General features: G+C 70.5%; 14 protein-coding genes. 13 read left to right on the top strand and 1 reads right to left on the bottom strand.

Features of this window, described 5'->3' with window-relative positions; all coding sequences use genetic code 11:
- The first annotated feature begins 114 nt into the window (after positions 1–114).
- Both AC2TEW_RS25180 and AC2TEW_RS25175 read left to right on the top strand, forming a co-directional pair.
- Entirely contained in the window at positions 115–2,628 is a 2,514-nt protein-coding gene (locus tag AC2TEW_RS25180; protein ID WP_484625622.1) for a SpoIIE family protein phosphatase, read from the top strand.
- Between the two features lie 320 nt (positions 2,629–2,948).
- On the top strand, positions 2,949–4,685 hold the full coding sequence (locus tag AC2TEW_RS25175; protein ID WP_484625621.1) for an ABC transporter family substrate-binding protein: 1,737 nt from the start codon (positions 2,949–2,951) through the stop codon (positions 4,683–4,685).
- Positions 4,686–4,729: 44 nt separating this feature from the next.
- On the opposite strand, the gene AC2TEW_RS25170 is transcribed toward AC2TEW_RS25175, so the two are convergent.
- Entirely contained in the window at positions 4,730–5,932 is a 1,203-nt protein-coding gene (locus AC2TEW_RS25170; RefSeq protein ID WP_484625620.1) for a hypothetical protein, read from the bottom strand.
- A gap of 253 nt (positions 5,933–6,185) precedes the next feature.
- Between AC2TEW_RS25170 and typA the strand changes: the two genes are divergently transcribed.
- The 11 genes from typA (at position 6,186) to AC2TEW_RS25115 (ending at position 20,236) form a co-directional block, all read left to right on the top strand.
- Positions 6,186–8,054 (top strand): translational GTPase TypA, encoded by a 1,869-nt coding sequence (gene typA / locus AC2TEW_RS25165; RefSeq protein ID WP_484625619.1) that lies wholly within the window; start codon positions 6,186–6,188, stop codon positions 8,052–8,054.
- A gap of 423 nt (positions 8,055–8,477) precedes the next feature.
- Positions 8,478–10,100: a peptide ABC transporter substrate-binding protein gene (locus tag AC2TEW_RS25160; RefSeq protein WP_484625618.1), complete on the top strand. Its 1,623-nt coding sequence runs from the start codon at positions 8,478–8,480 to the stop codon at positions 10,098–10,100.
- A 147-nt stretch (positions 10,101–10,247) separates the two neighbouring features.
- Positions 10,248–11,174, top strand: coding sequence for an ABC transporter permease (locus AC2TEW_RS25155; RefSeq protein ID WP_484625690.1), 927 nt, complete (start codon positions 10,248–10,250; stop codon positions 11,172–11,174).
- The gene (locus AC2TEW_RS25150; RefSeq protein WP_484625617.1) at positions 11,167–12,108 is read left to right on the top strand and encodes an ABC transporter permease; all 942 of its coding nucleotides are present in this window, start codon (positions 11,167–11,169) and stop codon (positions 12,106–12,108) included. The genes AC2TEW_RS25155 and AC2TEW_RS25150 overlap by 8 nt, the downstream gene beginning before the upstream one ends.
- A gap of 17 nt (positions 12,109–12,125) precedes the next feature.
- Positions 12,126–13,178: an ABC transporter ATP-binding protein gene (locus AC2TEW_RS25145; RefSeq protein ID WP_484625616.1), complete on the top strand. Its 1,053-nt coding sequence runs from the start codon at positions 12,126–12,128 to the stop codon at positions 13,176–13,178.
- Positions 13,171–14,193, top strand: coding sequence for an ABC transporter ATP-binding protein (locus AC2TEW_RS25140; protein WP_484625615.1), 1,023 nt, complete (start codon positions 13,171–13,173; stop codon positions 14,191–14,193). Before AC2TEW_RS25145 ends, AC2TEW_RS25140 begins: the two co-directional genes overlap by 8 nt.
- A gap of 163 nt (positions 14,194–14,356) precedes the next feature.
- On the top strand, positions 14,357–15,988 hold the full coding sequence (locus AC2TEW_RS25135; RefSeq protein ID WP_484625614.1) for a peptide ABC transporter substrate-binding protein: 1,632 nt from the start codon (positions 14,357–14,359) through the stop codon (positions 15,986–15,988).
- 109 nt (positions 15,989–16,097) lie between these two features.
- On the top strand, positions 16,098–17,024 hold the full coding sequence (locus AC2TEW_RS25130; protein ID WP_484625613.1) for an ABC transporter permease: 927 nt from the start codon (positions 16,098–16,100) through the stop codon (positions 17,022–17,024).
- Positions 17,017–18,015, top strand: a complete 999-nt coding sequence (locus tag AC2TEW_RS25125; protein ID WP_484625612.1) for an ABC transporter permease — start codon at positions 17,017–17,019, stop codon at positions 18,013–18,015. The genes AC2TEW_RS25130 and AC2TEW_RS25125 overlap by 8 nt, the downstream gene beginning before the upstream one ends.
- Positions 18,016–18,030: 15 nt before the next feature.
- Positions 18,031–19,083 (top strand): ABC transporter ATP-binding protein, encoded by a 1,053-nt coding sequence (locus tag AC2TEW_RS25120; protein ID WP_484625611.1) that lies wholly within the window; start codon positions 18,031–18,033, stop codon positions 19,081–19,083.
- Complete coding sequence (locus AC2TEW_RS25115; protein WP_484625610.1) at positions 19,073–20,236, top strand: ABC transporter ATP-binding protein; 1,164 nt, start codon at positions 19,073–19,075, stop codon at positions 20,234–20,236. Before AC2TEW_RS25120 ends, AC2TEW_RS25115 begins: the two co-directional genes overlap by 11 nt.
- Positions 20,237–20,638 lie beyond the last annotated feature (402 nt).

Here is a 20,638-nt window from a genome sequence, read left to right as displayed (position 1 = left end):
TCGGACTTCGAATATTCGGTCTTCTCGACATCCGGATGGGCACGGGTTGGAGGGGTCGGTCCGTTGAACAGTCTTCCGGCGCGGAACGCCACGAGTGGCAGCGGTCATGCCGCCGTGCCCGGGCAGCCGGGCGCCCCGATCGGGGCACGGCGCCCGGTCCCCGCACCCGCGCCCGCAGGCTGGGGCCACGGCCCGGCCGGATCGATCTACGACTACATCCGGGTCGCCACCTTCGCGATCGGCCCCGACGGCCGGATCAGCCAGTGGAGCGACCGCGCCGCGGAGTTCTTCGGCGTCCCCGCCACCGACGCGGTCGGCGCCGACCCGATCACCACCTTCGTCCCGCGCGAGCTCTGGCAGCGCGGCCGGGCCCGGCTGGAGCGGATCCTCGGCGGCGAGGAGTGGGTCGGCACCGCCCCCTACCGCGACACCGCCGGCGGCGAGGGCCTCGCCGAGCTGTACGTGATGCCCGCCAGCACCGGCTGCGACGCCCCCGGCGCCACCTGCCTGGCCGTCGACCTCGGCCGGCTGCGCACCGTCGAGACCGAGCTCGCCGCCTCCGAGGCCGTCTTCGGGCAGACGCCCACCGGCTTCTTCCTGTTCGACCCGCAGCTCACCCTGCAGCGCGTCAACGACGCCTTCGCCGCCGCCGTCGGCCTCGCCCCGCCCGCCCTCCAGGGCCTCGGCCCGGCCGACCTCTTCCCGGCCGGCGACGCCGAACGCCTCACCGCCGCCCTGCGCAAGGTCCTCGCCAGCGGCGCCCCCATCCTCGACCTGCGCTTCAGCGGCTCCGTCCCGGTCGCCCGCTCCGTCACCGACGGCCGCGAGCACACCCGCCGCGACGAGAACCGCGCCTGGTCGATCTCGCTCTACCGGCTCAACAGCGCCGCCGGCCACCCCATGGGCGTGGCCGGCCAGGTCCAGGACGTCACCAGCCGGCACATCGCCGAACGCGAGGCCGCCGGCGTCCGCCGCAACCTCGCCCTCCTCAACGAGGCCAGCAGCCACATCGGCTCCACCCTCGACCTGGAGACCACCGCCAACGAACTGCTCGACGTGATCGTCCCGCAGTTCTGCGACGTCGCCAACGTCGACCTGTACACCGCCCTGCTCACCGGCGACGCCGGCCCGCTCACCGGCCGCCCCGGCGTCCTCGACGGCTGCGGCGAACTGCGCCGGGTCGCCGTCCGCAGCAGCGTCGGCAACGCCTCCTCGGTCTTCGGCAACCAGGGCGGCACCGTCCAGGTCGCCGAGGCCGGCGGCACCCTCTGCTACCCGCCCCGCTCCCCGCACGCCCGCGCCCTGCGCACCGGCCGCTCCACCGTGCCCCAGCCCGGCCCCGACCCGCTGCTGCGCTCCACGCTGGTCGTCCCGCTGGTCGCCCGCAACCAGGTCCTCGGCCTGGTCCAGCTCTCCCGCGCGATCGGCAGCGAACCCTTCGACGCCCGCGACGTCGCCATCGCCGAGGAACTGGTCGCCCGCGCCGCCGTCTGCGTCGACAACGCCCGCCTCTACCGCCGCGAGCACGAACGCGCCCTGATCCTCCAGCGCAGCCTGCTGCCCCCCGGCAAGCCCGCCGCCAGCGGCCTGGAGATCGCCCGCCGCTACCTGCCCAGCAACAACAACACCGAGGTCGGCGGCGACTGGTTCGACGTCATCCCGCTGCCCGGCAGCCGCACCGCCCTGGTCATCGGCGACGTGATGGGCCGCGGCCTGCGCGCCGCCGTCGCCATGGGCCAGCTGCGCACCGCCGTCCGCACCCTCGCCATGCTCGACCTCGACCCCGCCGAGGTGCTCTCCGCCCTCGACGAGATCGCCCGCGGCCTCGGCGACGACACCCAGCTCGGCGAGGAGATCTCCGAGGTCTACCTCGCCACCTGCGTGTACGCCGTCTACGACGCGGTCAAGCAGCGCTGCGTCTTCGCCAACGCCGGCCACCTGCCGCCCGCTCTGCTCAGCCCCGGCGAGCCGGCCCGGATGCTCGAGGTCCCGCCCGGCCTGCCGCTCGGCGTCGGCGGCGAACCCTTCGAGGAGGTCGAGGTCACCCTCACCGAGGGCGCCATCCTCGGCCTCTACACCGACGGCCTGGTCGAGTCCCGCAAGCACCAGCTCGACGAGGGACTGCGGGCCTTCCGCGAGGCGCTCCAGAACGGCTCCCGCGCGCTCGAGCAGCTCTGCGACGAGGTCCTCGACGAGCTCAACCCGCACCACGGGGAGGACGACATCGCCCTGCTGATGGCCAAGGTCGTCCCGCTCGCCGAGGACTCGGTCGGCGACTGGAAGCTGCCGCCCCACCTCACCTCCGTCGCCAAGGCCCGCGAACTCGCCTGCGGCTGGCTGCTCACCCGCGGCCTCGACGAGCTCGTCGACACCACCGAGCTGCTGGTCAGCGAACTGGTCACCAACGCGCTGCGGCACGGCCGCGGCGACATCAGGCTGCGGCTGCTCAAGGACCGCACCATGGTCTGCGAGGTCTGGGACGACGGCTACGCCCAGCCCCGCCAGCGCCGCGCCCAGGAGACCGACGAGGGCGGCCGCGGCCTCCAGCTGGTCAGCCTCCTCGCCGAACGCTGGGGCAGCCGCCGCACCCCCAAGGGCAAGATCGTCTGGTTCGAACTGGCCCTCTGAGGCCCCCGTCCGGGGGGTTCCGTGGGGGCGCTGGGGCACCGGGGCACCCGACAGGGGCGCGGGGAACTGCGCGAGGGCGGAAGACAGCGACGTGCAGGTGAACGCCGACGGCACCTGGCAGGCACGAGGCCTTCCGTCCCGCGCAGTTCCGCCCCCAGCCTTCGGCCGGGGGTGCCCCCAGCGCCCCTGAGGGGCGCTCCCCGGGTGTGGGGTTCGGCCGGGTGGGTGGTTCGTGGGGGAGTGTCCGTCGTGGCGGCGGGGTGGGCCGCGGGGGGTGGCCTTCAGTGGTGATCCACCTGTGTGTTCGGACGGAGGAACGCATGCGCGCCACCCAGCTCGCCGCGGCAGCCCTCGCGGCCCTGCTCGCCACGACGGCAGCAGGCTGCTCGGACGACCCCGCGCCCGCCCCCGGCGCCGCCGACCTGGGCGGCACCGACCGCTCGACGGTCCGCGACGGCGGCACGCTCCGCTGGGCCGTGGACGCCGTCCCGGCCACCCTCAACGTCCACCAGCCGGAGGCCACCGCCGACTCCGCGCTGCTGGCCGGGGCCCTGCTGCCCAGCCTGTTCCGGCTGGACACCCGGGCCCGTCCCGTCGCCGACCCCGACTACCTGGCCGGCGCCGAGTCCACCCCGCCCGGCCAGAGCCCGCAGACGGTGACCTACCGGCTGAACCCGAACGCCGCCTGGAGCGACGGCACCCCGCTGTCCGCCGCCGACTTCACCGCCCAGTGGAAGGCGCTCTCCGGCGCCGACCCGGCGTACCTCACCGACCACCCGGGCGGCTACGCCCAGATCGACTCGGTCACCCAGGGCGCGGACCCGCACGAGGTCCGGGTGGTGCTGAAGCAGCCGTACGCGGCCTGGCGGGAGCTGTTCAGCCCGCTCTACCCGGCCGCCGTGACCGGCACCGCGCAGGCCTTCAACCAGCCGCTGGCGGACACCTTCCGCACTTCGGCGGGACCGTTCACGGTCACCTCGTACGACAAGGCCGCCGGCAAGGTGGTGCTGGCCCGCAACCCGCACTGGTGGGGCGACCCGGTCAAGGCGGACGAGCTGGACTTCGTCGCCGTCCCGGCCGCCGACCGGCTGGACGCGCTGGACCAGGACAAGCTGGACATCGCCGCGCTGACCTCCTCGGTCGACCGCGCCGTCCCGGCGGACAGCGCCGGCGCCGCCCCGCCGGACGCGGCCGCCGCTGCGGAGGCCTCCGCGCAGGCGCTGAAGCGGGCCGAGGCACTGCCCGGCCTGACCCTGCACCGGGCCGCCGCTCCGGCCTTCACCCAGCTGACGCTGAACTCCACCCGCGGCCCGCTGACCGACCCGGTGGTCCGCCGGGCGGTCGCCCGCGCGGTCGACCGGCAGAAGACCGCCACCGCCGCGCTCGGCCCGCTCGGTGTGAAGGCCGCGGCGCTCGGCAACCACCTGCTGATGAACGACCAGGACGGCTACCGGGACAACAGCGCCGCCCTCGGCACCACCCCGGCCGCCGAACTGCTGGACCAGGCGGGCTGGCCGCTGAACGGCGCCACCCGCAGCAAGGACGGCAAGGAGCTGAGCCTCACCCTGCTGCTCCCGGACGGCCCCGCCACCGCCCGCCGCACGGCGGACGAGCTGGCGTCCGAGCTCACCGCGGCCGGGATCGCGGTCAAGCCGCAGCCGGTCGCCCCCGACACCTTCGTGTCGCAGCACCTGGCCACCGGCGACTTCGACCTGGCGCTGTTCTCCTGGCCGTCCACCGGTTACCCGGGCGACGAGCGGGCGCTGTACGCCAAGCCCAGGCCGGGCGCGGACGGCGTGCCGGTGGTGGGCCTGAACTACGCGCGCACCGGCAGCGAGGAGATCGACCAGCTCTTCGACAAGGCCGCCGGCGAACTGGACCCGGGCGTCCAGCGCGACCTGGTGCAGGAGGCCGACGCCCGGATCTGGCAGCTCGCCCACTCGGTGCCGCTCTACCAGCGGCCCGACCTGGTGGCGGTCCGCAACACGGTGGCGGGCGCCGGCGCGTACGGCTTCGGCGCGCCGCGCTTCCAGGACGTCGGCTTCCTCAAGGGCTGACCGGGGGCCGCCCGGGCGCGGCCGGTCTCACCGCCCGGCCGGTCTCACGGGCCGACCGGGGTGACCTCCATCAGCCCGATCCGGCCGGCCACGATCTCGATCCGGGCCAGCTCCGGCATCGCCCGCCGGGCCCGGTCCAGGGCGGTTCGGGCCTCGTCGGGGCGGCCGAGGGCGGCCAGCGCGGCGGCGGTCGAGCACTCGGCGTTGGCCTGCCAGAAGGCGTCGGTGGCGAGCTTGGCGGCGGTCCGGGCGTGGGCGAGCGCGGCGTCGCGGTCGCCCTCCAGCAGGGCCTGGTCGGCGCGGGTGCCCAGGTAGCGGGTCAGCAGCGGGACCGCGGCGTGCGCCAGGCCGAGCGACTCGGCGAGCCGGGGCAGGTACTCGGGCGGCGGCAGTTCGCCGGTCTCCGCGGCGCCGACCAGCGCGGCGGCCCGCAGGTGGTGGGCGAGGGCGGACATCCTGGGGTGCGTGGCCAGCGCCGCCGCCTGGTAGGCCGCGGCGGCGGCCTCCTGGTACCGGCCCTCGCCGAGCGTGACCTGGGCCCGCAGCTGGGCCGAGGCGAGGCGCGGCGTGCCGTCGGCCGGTGCCCGGTCGAGCGCGGCGCGGGCCTCGCCGAGCCGGCCCAGGCGCAGCGCCCGGCCGCCCGCCAGCTCGTCCGGGCCGGTCGCGAGGGCCTCCAGCGCGCCGGGGCGCAGCGGCATCAGGAACAGGATCCAGCCGGCCGTCAGCGGGATCCTGGCGAGCAGGGTCAGCGACAGTGCGGGCAGCGTCAGCAGGCCGAAGCCGAGCGCCCGGGGGAAGCCGGAGGTGGCGATGATCAGCAGGCCGGCGCTGGTGAGCGGGACCGCGACGGAGACCAGGGTGGCCAGCCACAGCCGTACCCGCAGCCGGGGCCCGGCCACCACGGTGCTGTCGGCCGACAGGAACGGGACGGGGATCCGGCGCACCGTGAGCGCCATCCCGCCGACCCGCACGGTGGTGACCCGGGCGCCGAAGCCGAGGGCGAGAGCGGTCGGGGCCACGCCGCCGGCGCGGCCGAGCAGCAGCTGGAAGGCGAGGACGAACTGCAGGCCGAGCAGGACGCCGAGCCCGGCGCCGAGGCCGTCCAGCAGCGGGTCGGGTCCGCCGGAGCCGCCGTCCTGCCGGGTCAGCAGGGTGACGCCGACCGCCGCGCCGATCACCAGGTAGAAGGGCCAGCGGAAGCCGGACCGGGTGTTTCCGGGTCTCCCGGTACGGGGTGATTTCTTCATCCCGCCAGGTTGGGGCAGCGGATCAAGGGGTGGAAGAGCGGTGATCCAGTTGTGATCTTGACCCCCTCGGGGCCCTCCGTTTCGGCCCCGGTGGGTGGTTCCCCGTACGATAGGAACAAGCCGTGGCATGTCGTGCCCGGCAGGTGGACCGGTAGTAGCAGGCGGTACGGCGGCAGCGATCAACAGGGGTCGTCAGGTCGCAGGGTCGCAGCCGGGGCGCCGTAACCCACGATTTCGGGAGAGTTCGCTCCGCATGCCCACGCGCAATGACATCCGCAACGTTGCCATCGTCGCCCACGTCGACCACGGCAAGACCACGCTGGTCGACGCCATGCTGAAGCAGGCCGGCGCCTTCGCCGCCCACCAGCACCTCGACGACCGGATGATGGACTCGAACGACCTGGAGCGCGAGAAGGGCATCACGATTCTCGCGAAGAACACGGCCGTCAAGTACCACCCCAAGGAGGGTGGCGCCCCGATCACGATCAACATCATCGACACCCCCGGCCACGCCGACTTCGGTGGCGAGGTCGAGCGCGGTCTGTCGATGGTCGACGCCGTCGTGCTGCTGGTCGACGCGTCCGAGGGTCCGCTGCCGCAGACCCGCTTCGTGCTCCGCAAGGCGCTGACCGCCAAGCTCCCGGTCATCCTCTGCATCAACAAGACCGACCGTCCGGACGCCCGGATCGCCGAGGTCATCAACGAGACCTACGACCTCTTCCTGGACCTCGACGCCACCGAGGACCAGATCGAGTTCCCGATCGTCTACGCCTGTGCGCGTGACGGCGTCGCCTCGATGACCAAGCCGGAGGACGGCACCGTCCCGGCCGACAGCGACTCCCTCGAGCCGTTCTTCTCGACCATCCTGGAGCACGTCCCGGCCCCGTCGTACGACGAGGACGCGCCGCTGCAGGCCCACGTCACCAACCTGGACGCGGACAACTTCCTCGGCCGCATCGCGCTCTGCCGCGTCGAGCAGGGCGAGCTGCGCAAGGGCCAGCAGGTCGCGTGGATCAAGCGGGACGGCTCGATCCAGCAGGTCAAGATCACCGAGCTGCTGATGACCGAGGCGCTCACCCGCAAGCCGGCCGAGGTGGCCGGCCCCGGCGACATCTGCGCCGTCGCGGGCATCCCGGACATCATGATCGGCGAGACCCTGGCCGACCTGGAGAACCCGGTCGCGCTGCCGCTGATCACGGTCGACGAGCCGGCCATCTCGATGGTCATCGGCACCAACACCTCGCCGCTGGTCGGCAAGGGCGGCAAGGGCCACAAGGTCACCGCCCGCATGGTCAAGGACCGCCTGGACCGCGAGCTGATCGGTAACGTCTCGCTGCGCGTGCTGCCGACCGACCGCCCGGACGCCTGGGAGGTCCAGGGCCGTGGCGAGCTGGCGCTGGCCATCCTGGTCGAGACCATGCGCCGGGAGCTGTTCGAGCTGACCGTCGGCAAGCCGCAGGTGGTCACCAAGCTCGTCAACGGCAAGGTGCACGAGCCGGTCGAGCGGATGACCATCGACAGCCCCGAGGAGTACCTCGGCGCCATCACCCAGCTGATGGCGACCCGCAAGGGCCGCATGGAGACCATGACCAACCACGGCTCCGGCTGGGTGCGCATGGAGTTCATCGTCCCCTCGCGCGGTCTGATCGGCTTCCGGACCCAGTTCCTCACCGACACTCGCGGCACCGGCATCGCGCACTCCATCTTCGAGGGCCACGAGCCGTGGTTCGGCGAGCTGCGGATGCGCAACAACGGCTCCCTGGTGGCCGACCGCGCGGGCGTCGTGACGCCGTTCGCGATGATGGGCATCCAGGAGCGCGGCACCCTGTTCGTGGAGCCCACCACCGAGGTGTACGAGGGCATGATCGTCGGCGAGAACTCGCGCCAGGACGACATGGACATCAACATCACCAAGGAGAAGAAGCTCACCAACATGCGTGCGGCGTCCTCGGACACCACCGAGAACCTGGTGCCGCCGCGCAAGCTCTCGCTGGAGCAGTCCCTGGAGTTCTGCCGCGAGGACGAGTGCATCGAGGTGACCCCGGAGACCGTGCGTATCCGCAAGGTCGTCCTGGACCAGAAGGAGCGCGGCCGCACGGCCTCGCGCGCCAAGAAGAACTGACGCGGTAGCGGCGCCGGCCGGCCCTCCGCCCTTCGGGGCGGGGTGGCCGGCGGCGCCTTTCTTACGCTCCGTGGTCGACGCGCGTAGGCGCTACCCGGAAGATGACCATTCAGTAGTTCGTTAATCGGACGTGACAGACCGTCGTTCATGACAACTGTCCGTTTCGACCCTGTCTGTGTATGTCCTGAATGTCCGTTTCTCAAAACCAACTCGCCACCCATGTGACCAAATTGAGATCCCTAGTGGTCATGTTCGTATCCGTGTGTGACCGATAGTGGGTTCAGTCGAGCTCGGGTCAAGGGTTACGCGCAGGGGTGCGCGCCGAACCTCGGGCGAGGAAAGCACCGTTCGGCACGTGGCAGTGATGCCGGCCGACCCCCGCGGTGCGCTCTCGTTTGAAACACGGATTCAGGAGGCACACCCATGCGCGGTGCCAGCCAGGCCAAGTGGGTCGTCGCAGCAGTCGCGGTCGCCCTCGCAGCGACCGCTTGCGGCAGCAACGGTTCGTCCAGCTCGAGCGGCGACGCCAACGCGGCCGCTTCGTTCAGCTACCAGAGCACCGAGCCGCAGCACCCGCTGCAGCCGGCCAACGCCATGGAGGTCGGTGGCGGCCGCATCGTCAAGAACCTCTTCCGCGGCCTGGTCGACTACGACCCCACGGACGGCAAGCTGCGCAACCAGGTCGCCGACAAGATCGAGACCACCGACGCCCAGCACTACACCGTCACGCTGAAGTCCGGCTGGACCTTCCACGACGGCACCCCGGTGACCGCGGCCTCCTTCGTGGACGCCTGGAACTGGTCGGCCAACACCAAGAACGACCAGATCAACAGCAACTGGTTCTCGGACATCGCCGGCTACGCCGACGTCCACCCGGAGAAGGGCGACCCGACCTCGGACAAGATGTCCGGCCTGAAGGTCGTGGACGACACCCACTTCACCATCGACCTGACCGCCCCGGTCTCGTACTTCCAGTACAAGCTGGGCTACACGGCCTTCTCGCCGCTGCCCAAGGTCTTCTTCACCGACCCGGCCAAGTACGGCGAGTCCCCGATCGGCAACGGCCCCTACAAGTTCGTCTCGTGGGAGCACAACAAGGCCGTCACCGTCGCCGCCTACGACAAGTACGCGGGCCTGGACAAGCCGAAGAACGGCGGCATCGTCTTCAAGAACTACACCCAGGCCGACGCCGCCTACAAGGACCTGGTCTCGGACAACCTGGACGTGCTGGACCAGGTCGACCCGACCGACCTGGCCTCGTACAAGAACGACCTGGGCGACCGCGCCGTCGACCAGCCGATGGGTGGCATCACCTCCATCGCGTTCGCCATGTACCAGGACAGCTGGAAGGGCGTCGACAAGGCCAAGGTCCGCCAGGGCCTGTCGATGGCGATCGACCGCGACACCATCACCAAGACGGTGCTGCAGGGCTCGCGCGCCTCGGCCGACAGCTGGGTCGCCCCCGGCGTCGCCGGCTACAAGAAGGGCGCCTGCGGCGACGCGTGCGTCTTCAACGCCGCCAAGGCCAAGCAGCTGATCACCGAGGGTGGCGGCGTCCCGAACAACAAGATCACCATCCTGTACAACGCCGATGGCGGCCACAAGGAGTGGGTCGACGCGGTCTGCAACTCGATCCGCCAGTCCACCGGCGTCGAGTGCCTCGGCGACCCGAAGCCGGACTTCAAGTCCGCCCGTGACCTGATCGACGGCCACAAGGTCGACAGCGTCATGCGCTCCGCCTGGCAGCAGGACTACCCGCTGAACGCCAACTTCCTGCGCGACATCTACGGCACCGGCGCCTCGGCGAACGACTCGCTGTACTCGAGCCCCGAGTTCGACAAGCTCGCCAAGGAGGCCGACGCGGCCGCCAGCATCGACAAGACCACCGAGCTGTACCAGCAGGCCGAGGCCGTCCTGGCCAAGGACATGCCGTCCATCCCGCTCTGGTACTACAAGACCAACTCGGGCTGGTCCAACAAGGTGCAGAACGTCAAGTTCGACTCCTTCGGCGACCCGGTCTTCACCCAGGTCGAGGTCAAGAAGTAATCAGCCGGCACTGATCGGCCCGCCGGGGCTGCGAGCGGCGCAGCCCCGGCACTCAGTAGCAGGCGTACGGGCCGGTGGCCGGCGCCCTCCCCACAAGGGAGGGACCGGCACCGGCCGCTTCCACGCCGACCACGCAATGGAGGCATGATGGGGCGCTTTGTCGCGAGGCGACTGCTCCAGATGATCCCGGTGTTCCTGGGAACCACCGCGCTCATCTTCTTTATGGTGCACATCCTCCCTGGTGACCAGGTGCGGGCACTGTGGGGAGACAAGCAGCCGGACCCGGCGCAGCTCGCGTCCCTGAAGCACAAGTACGGCCTGGACCTGCCGCTCTGGCAGCAGTACACGCAGTACATGGGCAACCTGTTCCAGGGCAAGTTCGGCGAGACCATGTCCGGCCGTCAGGTCAGCGACCTGATCGGTGACGCGATGCCGGTCACCGTCCGGCTCGCCCTGATGGCGTTCGCCATCGAGCTGGTGTTCGGCGTGGGTATCGGCCTGCTGGCCGGCCTCAAGCGCGGCAAGTTCGCCGACAAGGGCACCCTGGTCTTCACCCTGCTGCTGATCTCGATCCCGGTCCCGGTGCTCGCGTACGTGTTCCAGAACCTGTTCGCGACCAACCTCGGCTGGGTCAAGCCCACCGTCCACGACTCCAACAACTTCGGCGAACTGCTGCTCCCCGCCGTGGTGCTGGGTTCGCTGTCGCTCGCGTACGTGGCCCGGCTGAGCCGGACCTCCATCGTGGAGAACATCAAGGCCGACTACATCCGCACCGCGGTGGCCAAGGGCCTGCCGCGCCGCCGGGTGGTCGGCGTGCACCTGCTGCGCAACTCGATGATCCCGGTGGTCACCTTCCTGGGCACCGACCTGGGCGCGCTGATGGGCGGTGCGATCGTCACCGAGGGCATCTTCAACGTGAAGGGCGTCGGCAACGAGCTGTTCCGCGCGATCAACCAGAAGGAAGGCGCGGAGGTGGTCGGCTTCGTGGTCGTCCTGGTCCTCGTCTACCTGGCCGCCAGCCTGATTGTCGACCTGCTCTACGCGGTCCTGGACCCGAGGATCCGGTATGCCTGACGTGATTGAGACGAAGTCCGCCGAGGTCCCCGCGCAGCGCGCGGGAGAAGCGGTGGCGCCCAAGCAGGAGAAGGCCCGCAGCCTCGGCCGGGACGCCTGGGAGGACCTCCGCACCCGCCCGATCTTCCTGATCTCGGCCGCGCTGATCCTGCTGCTGATCGTGATCAGCATCGTCCCCGGCCTGTTCACCTCGGTGGACCCCCGCGCCGGCGACCTGCGCAACCACTACCTGACCGCACCGAACTACAGCCACCTGTTCCAGGCCGACTGGTTCGGCTACGACGGCCAGGGCCGTTCGATCTACGCCCGGGTGGTCTACGGCGCCCGCGCCTCGATCACGGTGGGCATCTGCGTGACCGTCGCCGTGACCGTCTCCGGCGGTGTGGTGGGCATGTTCGCCGGGTACTTCGGCGGCTGGCTCGACACCGTGCTGTCCCGGATCACCGACATCTTCTTCGGCATCCCGCTGCTGCTCGGCTGCCTGGTGGTGCTGAACGCCTTCTCGGTGCGCACCGTCTGGAGCGTCGTCTTCGCGCTCACCGCGCTCGGCTGGACCCAGATGGCCCGCGTCATGCGCGGTTCGGTGATCACGGTCAAGCAGGCCGACTACGTCACCGCGGCCAAGGCGCTCGGCGCCGGCACCCGGCGGATCATGCTCAAGCACATCCTGCCGAACGCGATCGCCCCGGTGATCGTGGTCGCCACCATCGCGCTCGGCGGCTACATCGCCACCGAGGCGACGCTGAGCTTCCTCGGCCTCGGCCTGCAGGACCCGACCATCTCCTGGGGCATCGACATCAACTCGGCCCAGAAGGTGATCCGCACCGCCCCGTTCGCACTGTTCTTCCCCGCGGGCATGCTCAGCATCACGGTGCTGGCGTTCATCATGCTCGGCGACGCGGTGCGTGACGCCCTCGACCCCAAGCTGCGCTGAGAGAGGTGGCACGCACCATGAGCATCACGACCGAGAAGACCGCCACGACCCAGGACCGCCTGGTCCCGGGCACCCCCCTGCTCGAAGTCCGCGACCTGCACGTGGAGTTCAAGACCCGGGACGGCATCGCCAAGGCCGTCAACGGCGTCAACTACAGCGTCGCTGCCGGCGAGACGCTCGCCGTCCTCGGCGAGTCGGGCTCCGGCAAGTCCGTCACCGCCCAGACCATCATGGGCATCCTCGACATGCCGCCCGGCCGGATCAGCTCCGGCGAGATCCTGTTCCGCGGCCAGGACATGCTCAAGATGTCCAACGAGGAGCGCCGGAAGATCCGCGGCCAGAAGATCGCGATGATCTTCCAGGACGCGCTCTCCTCGCTGAACCCGGTGCTCAGCGTCGGCTACCAGCTCGGCGAGATGTTCCGGGTCCACCAGGGCGCCTCCCGCAAGGAGGCCAAGGCCAAGGCCATCGAGCTGATGGACCGGGTGCGCATCCCCGCCGCCGCCCAGCGCGTCGGCGACTACCCGCACCAGTTCTCCGGCGGCATGCGCCAGCGCATCATGATCGCGATGGCGCTGGCCCTGGAGCCGGACCTGATCATCGCGGACGAGCCCACCACCGCGCTGGACGTCACCGTCCAGGCGCAGGTGATGGACCTGCTGGCGGAGCTGCAGGCCGAGTACCACATGGGCCTGATCCTGATCACCCACGACCTCGGCGTGGTCGCCGACGTCGCGGACAAGATCGCGGTGATGTACGCCGGCCGGATCGTGGAGACCGCCCCGGTGCACGAGCTGTACGCCAACCCGGCGCACCCGTACACCAAGGGCCTGCTCCGCTCGATCCCGCGCCTGGACCAGAAGGGCCAGGACCTGTACGCGATCAAGGGCCTGCCGCCGAACCTGCTCAAGGTCCCGGCCGGCTGCGCCTTCAACCCGCGCTGCGACGCCGCCACCGACCTCTGCCGCACCGAGATCCCGGCGCTGCATCAGGTGCTCGACAAGGACGGCGCCGACCTCGCCGGCCGCAAGAGCGCCTGCCACCTCTGGAAGGAGACCCTCCATGGCTGAGCCCATCCTGGAGGTCCGCGACCTGGTCAAGCACTACCCGCTGCACCAGGGCATCCTCTTCAAGAAGCAGGTCGGCGCGGTCCGGGCCGTGGACGGCATCTCGTTCTCCCTCCAGAAGGGCGAGACGCTCGGCATCGTCGGCGAGTCCGGCTGCGGCAAGTCGACGCTGGCCAAGGTCCTGATGAACCTGGAGCGGGCCACCTCCGGCCAGGTGCTGTTCAAGGGCGAGGACATCTCCCGCCTGTCGGGTGCCGCGCTCAAGGCCGTCCGCCGCAACATCCAGATGGTGTTCCAGGACCCGTACACCTCGCTCAACCCCCGGATGACGGTCGGCGACATCATCGGCGAGCCGTACGAGATCCACCCGGAGGTGGCGCCGAAGGGCGACCGCCGCAAGGCCGTCCAGGACCTGCTGGACGTCGTGGGCCTCAACCCGGAGTACATCAACCGGTACCCGCACCAGTTCTCCGGCGGCCAGCGCCAGCGCATCGGCATCGCCCGCGGCCTGGCCCTCAAGCCCGAGGTCATCATCTGCGACGAGCCGGTCTCCGCGCTCGACGTCTCGGTCCAGGCCCAGGTGATCAACCTGCTGGAGCAGCTCCAGAAGGACTTCGAGCTCTCCTACATGTTCATCGCGCACGACCTCTCGATCGTCCGGCACATCTCGGACCGGGTCGGCGTGATGTACCTCGGCAAGATGGTCGAGATCGGCACCGACGAGCAGATCTACGACCACGCCACCCACCCGTACACCCAGGCGCTGCTCTCGGCCGTGCCGGTGCCGGACCCGACCGGCCGCGAGACCCGCGACCGGATCGTGCTCTCCGGGGACATCCCCTCGCCGGCCAACCCGCCGTCGGGCTGCCGCTTCCGCACCCGCTGCTGGAAGGCGGAGGAGCGCTGCTCGACCGAGGTCCCGCTGCTGGCGGTGCCGCAGGTGCTGAGCGGCCCGGCCGCGCACGACTCGGCCTGCCACTTCGCCGAGGTCCGCGAGGCCGCCGCGACCACGGCCTGACAGCCTGTCCGAAGGGCCCGGGGTGCACTATCGCACCCCGGGCCCTGCGGCGTCTCCTGACGGCCCATGAGCCGCACCCATCCGGCGGAACTGCGGTCGCGCCGCCGCCGGGCCGCGCTTCTCATGGGGTGTGATGCGTTCCACACCCCTAGGAGGAAGCTCCATGCCCGCAGCCACCCGAGTGCGCCGGGCCGTCATCGCTACGACATCCGTGGCCCTGGTGGCCACCGGCTGTGGCAGCAGCGGCAGCGGCGGCAGCAGCAGCGGTTCCTCGGACACCGGCAAGACCTTCAGCTACCAGAGCAGCGAACCGCAGAACCCGCTGCAGCCCGCCAACGCCAACGAGGTCGGCGGTGGACGCATCCTGCAGAACCTCTTCAAGGGCCTGGCCGACTACGACCCGAGCAACGCCTCGCTGCGGATGCAGGTCGCGGACTCCATCGACACCAGCGACTCGCAGACCTTCAACGTCACCATGAAGTCCGGCTGGACCTTCCACGACGGCACCCCCGTCAAGGCCGCCAACTTCGTGAACGCCTGGAACTGGGCGGCGACCACCGCCAACAACCAGATCAACAGCTCCTGGTTCTCCGACATCGAGGGCTACCAGGACGTCCACCCGGCCAACGGCGCCCCCGCCACCAAGACCACCATGTCCGGGCTGACGGTGGTGGACGACACCCACTTCACCATCAAGCTGAGCAGCAAGGTCTCGTACTTCCCGTACAAGCTCGGCTACATCGCCTTCTCCCCGCTGCCCGACGCCTTCTTCAACGACCCGGCGGGGTACGGCCAGAAGCCGGTCGGCGACGGCCCGTACCAGTTCGTCAGCTGGGACCACAACTCCCAGGTGGTGACCAAGACCTACCCGGGCTACATGGGCGTCGACAAGCCGAAGAACGGCGGCGTCGTCTTCAAGATGTACACCACCGCCGAGGCCGCCTACGCGGACCTGCAGTCCGACAACCTGGACGTGATGGACCAGGTGCCGCCGTCCGCGCTGTCCAGCTACAAGAGCGACCTCGGCGACCGGGCGATCGACGAGCCCCAGGGCTCGATCCAGAACATCGGCTTCACGCTGTACCAGCCCGAGTGGCAGGGCGCCAACACCGCCAAGGTCCGCCAGGGCCTGTCGATGGCGATCGACCGCGACACCATCACCAAGACGGTGCTGCAGGGCTCCCGGGCGCCGGCCTCCTCCTGGGTCGCCCAGGGCGTCGAGGGCTACAAGGCCGGTACCTGCGGAGACTTCTGCAACTTCGACCCGGCCAAGGCCAAGCAGCTGATCGCCGAGGGCGGCGGCGTGCCCGGCGGCCGGCTGACCATCACCTACAACGCCGACGGCGGGCACAAGGAGTGGGTGGACGCGGTCTGCAACTCGATCCGCCAGAACACCGGGGTGGACTGCGCCGGCGACCCCAAGACCGACTTCAAGACCGCCCGGGCGGCCATCACCGGACACCAGATCAGCGGCGCGTTCCGCACCGGCTGGCAGCAGGACTACCCGCTGAACGCCAACTTCCTGTCCGACGTGTACCGCACCGGCGCGGCCGCCAACGACTTCGGCTACTCCAGCCCGCAGTTCGACCAGCTGGCCGCCCAGGCCGACGCGGCGCCCACCATCCAGGACTCGGCGACCGGGTACCAGCAGGCCGAGGCCGTCCTGCCGCAGGACATGCCCGCCATCCCGCTCTGGTACTACCGGACCAACTCGGGCTACTCCAACAACGTCCAGAACGTCACGTTCGACTCCTTCGGCAACCCGGCCTGGACCCAGGTCGAGGTCAAGGGCTGATCCCGCCCGTACCGGCCCCGTCCTCCCCGCACGGAGGGCGGGGCCCCGGCTCTAGGGCCCGTCCCCCGCTCCCGGGCGCGCCCCAGGTCACCTCCCGGAAGGAGGCACGATGGGCAGCTACATTATCCGGCGCGTGCTGCAGATGATCCCGGTGTTCCTCGGCGCGACGTTCCTGATCTTCGTGATGGTCTACGCCCTGCCGGGCGACCCGATCGCGGCGATGTTCGGCGACAAGGCGGCCGACCCCGCCCAGGTGGCCAGCCTTCGGCACCGGTACTACCTCGACCAGCCGCTGTGGAAGCAGTACCTGCACTACATGAACAACCTCTTCCACTTCGACTTCGGCACCAGCTTCACCGGCCGCTCGGTCGCCGACATCATGAAGGACGCCTTCCCGGTCACCATCCGGCTGGCGCTGGTCGCCTTCTTCTTCGAGATCGTGGTGGGCCTGCCGCTCGGCGTCCTCTCCGGTCTCAAGCGCGGCAGCATCTGGGACACCCTGGTGCTGATCGTCACCCTGCTGGTGATCTCGATCCCGGTCTTCGTGCTCGGCTACATCGCCCAGCAGGTGTTCGCCACCAATCTCGGCTGGGTCACCCCGACCGTGCAGGACTCCGAGGACATCACCCAGCTGATCCTGCCCGGCGCCGTGCTGGCCGCCCTCTCGCTCGCGTACGTCGCCCGGCTCACCCGGACCTCGATCGGCGAGAACCTGCGGGCCGACTACATCCGCACCGCCACCGCCAAGGGACTGCCGCGCCGCACCATCGTCACCCGCCACCTGCTGCGCAACTCGCTGATCCCGGTGGTCACCTTCCTCGGCACCGACCTGGGCGCGCTGATGGGCGGCGCGATCGTCACCGAAGGCATCTTCAACATCAAGGGCGTCGGCAACATCCTCTACCGGGCGATCGGCCAGAAGGAGGGCCCGACGGTGGTCGGCATCGTCACCGTGCTGGTCGTGGTCTACCTGGTGGCCAGCCTGCTCGTCGACCTGCTCTACGCCGTTCTGGACCCGAGGATCCGCTATGCCTGACGTGCACGACGAGAACGACCCCAAGCCGCTCCCCCCGCCCGGCAGCGGCCACCTCGACTACGTCGGCAACCAGGGGCTGCTGGTCGAGCAGGACACCCTGATCGAACCCGACCCGGGCAAGCGCGAGGAGGCCCGCAGCCTCTGGGGCGACGCCTGGCGGGACCTGCGGCGCCGGCCGATCTTCCTCCTCTCGGCGCTGCTGATCGTGCTGCTGGTGATCATCGCGATCTTCCCCGGCCTGTTCACCAACGCCAACCCGCGCCAGGCCAACCTGGCCAAGGACTTCCTGCGGCCGCCCGACTGGACGGACTTCTTCGGCGCCGGCTGGTGGGGCTACGACGGCCAGGGCCGCTCCGTCTACGCCCGGGTGCTGTACGGGGCCCGGGCCTCGATCACGGTGGGCATCTGCGTCACCCTGGCGGTCACCGTCCTCGGCGGACTGGCCGGGATGGCCGCCGGCTACTTCGGCGGCTGGGTCGACAGCGTGCTCTCCCGGGTGATCGACATCTTCTTCGGCATCCCGCTGCTGCTCGGCTGCCTGGTGCTGCTGAACGCCTTCACCACCCGCACGGTCTGGACCGTGGTGCTGGCGCTGGCCGTGCTCGGCTGGACCCAGATCGCCCGCGTGATGCGCGGCGCGGTCATCACGGTCAAGCAGGCCGACTACGTGGTGGCCGGGAAGGCGCTCGGCGCCGGCACCGGCCGGCTGATGTTCCGGCACATCCTGCCGAACGCGCTGGCCCCCGTGATCGTGGTCGCCACCATCGCGCTCGGCGGCTACATCACCGCCGAGGCGACCCTGAGCTTCCTCGGCATCGGCCTGCAGGACCCCACCATCTCCTGGGGCGTGGACATCTCCTCGGCCCAGAAGGTGATCCGGCAGGCGCCGTACGTGCTGTTCTTCCCGGCCGCGGCGCTCTCCGTCACCGTGCTGGCCTTCATCATGATGGGCGACGCGGTGCGCGACGCCCTCGACCCGAAGCTGCGCTGAGCGAGGGGACGCCCCGTGACTACCGCTGTCGAGTTCGGCCGCTCCGAGCGGCAGGAGCCGTACCCCGGCCCGCTGCTCGAAGTCCGCGACCTGCACGTCGAGTTCAAGACCCGGGACGGGGTCGCCAAGGCCGTCAACGGCGTCAACTACACCGTCAGCGCCGGGGAGACGCTCGCCGTGCTCGGCGAGTCCGGGTCCGGCAAGTCCGTCACCGCCCAGGCCATCATGGGCATCCTGGACATGCCGCCGGCCCGGATCCCGCAGGGCGAGATCCTCTACCGCGGCCAGGACCTGCTGAAGATGAGCCGCGAGGAGCGCCGCAGGATCCGCGGCCAGCGGATCGCGATGATCTTCCAGGACGCGCTCTCCTCCCTGAACCCGGTGCTCAGCGTCGGCCACCAGCTCGGTGAGATGTTCCGCGCGCACCGCGGCGCCTCACGGGCCGAGGCCAAGGCCAAGTCGATCGAGCTGATGGACCGGGTGCGGATCCCGGCCGCCAAGGACCGGGTGTCGGACTACCCGCACCAGTTCTCCGGCGGTATGCGCCAGCGCATCATGATCGCGATGGCGCTGGCCCTGGAGCCGGACCTGATCATCGCGGACGAGCCCACCACCGCGCTGGACGTCACCGTCCAGGCGCAGGTGATGGACCTGCTGGCGGAGCTGCAGGCCGAGTACCACATGGGCCTGATCCTGATCACCCACGACCTCGGCGTGGTCGCCGACGTCGCGGACAAGATCGCGGTGATGTACGCCGGCCGGATCGTCGAGACCGCCCCCGTGCACGAGCTGTACGCCAGCCCCGCGCACCCCTACACCCGCGGCCTGCTCGACTCGATCCCGCGCCTGGACCAGAAGGGCCAGGAGCTCTACGCGATCAAGGGCCTGCCGCCCAACCTGCTGCGGATCCCGCCGGGCTGCGCCTTCAACCCGCGCTGCCCCCGGGCGCAGGAGATCTGTCGCCAGGAGGTGCCCCGGCTGTTCGAGGTCACGGCGGCCGACGGCACGCCCGCCCCCGGCCGGGGCAGCGCCTGCTTCTTCTGGAAGGAGACCCTCGATGACGCCTAGTGGGGCCAGCCCGATCAGCGCGGCCGCGCCGGAGGAGATCGCGTTCCGGCACCGGGTGCCCAAGGGGGAGCCGATCCTGGAGGTCCGCGACCTGGTCAAGCACTTCCCGCTGACCAAGGGGGCGGTGTTCAAGAAGCAGGTCGGCGCGGTCAAGGCGGTCGACGGGGTCAGCTTCGACCTGATGCAGGGCGAGACGCTCGGCATCGTCGGCGAGTCCGGCTGCGGCAAGTCGACGCTGGCCAAGGTCCTGATGAACCTGGAGCCCGCCACCTCCGGCCAGGTGCGGTACAAGGGGGAGGAGATCTCCCGGCTGACCGGCAGCGGGCTGAAGGCGGTGCGCCGCAACATCCAGATGGTGTTCCAGGACCCGTACACCTCGCTGAACCCGCGGATGACGGTCGGCGACATCATCGGTGAGCCGTACGAGATCCACCCGGAGGTGGCGCCGAAGGGTGACCGCCGCAAGGCCGTGCAGGACCTGCTGGACGTGGTCGGGCTGAACCCGGAGTACATCAACCGGTACCCGCACCAGTTCTCCGGCGGCCAGCGCCAGCGGATCGGCATCGCCCGCGGCCTGGCCCTCAAGCCGGAGGTCATCATCTGCGACGAGCCGGTCTCCGCGCTCGACGTCTCGGTCCAGGCCCAGGTGATCAACCTGCTGGAGAAGCTGCAGGACGAGTTCAACCTCTCCTACATGTTCATCGCCCACGACCTCTCGATCGTCCGGCACATCTCGGACCGGGTCGGCGTGATGTACCTCGGCAAGATCGTGGAGGTCGGGTCCGACGCCGAGATCTACGAGCACGCCACCCACCCCTACACCCAGGCGCTGCTGTCCGCCGTGCCGGTGCCGGACCCGAGGGCCCGCTCGGAGCGCGACCGGATCGTGCTGGTGGGCGACGTGCCCTCGCCGGCCAACCCGCCGTCGGGCTGCCGGTTCCGCACCCGCTGCTGGAAGGCGCAGGAGCGCTGCTCCGTCGAGCTGCCCGAACTCGGTTCGCACGCCTGGCTGCAGGGGCTGGCCGCGCACGACTCGGCCTGCCACTTCGCCGGCGAGCGGGAGAGCGGCGCGGGGGCGGCCGGCGGGCGGGGCGGCGACGGACCGGGTCCGGCCGCGCCCGGAACCGGCAGCGGGACGCCCGGCGCGGACTGACCCCGGCCCGCCCCTGCCACGGCCCGTCCCCGGTCAGCGGGGGCGGGCCGCGCCGCTGTCCGGAGCCCCCCGGGACGGAAGTCAACGGATCGTCAACTCCCTTTTCATAAAACGGACTTGATCGTCCGATATGCGGTGTTCAATCTGTGAAACTCTGTGAACGATATGCGAGAGATTACGGTGGAATACATCGTCTTGGCAGGGCCATGTAACAGAAAAGAGATGTGCCAGCGATTCCGCGCGGGGGGAGGGGTGATCGATAGTTGCTCCACGCGGATCAGCGGGCGCGTCGCCAACTTGGCGACGGCTCCCCAATGTTGGCCTTCAGCCTGCCTGGAACACCGGGCGGCGAAGGAGCTACTTCGTTCCCCGCCCTGACTCGAGAGGCAGTTGAATGAGGCT

Source organism: Kitasatospora sp. NEAU-CNBT7 (genome assembly GCF_057220535.1).
Note: the sequence above shows the minus strand (reverse complement) of the source record. Positions and strands in the feature narration are given on the sequence as shown.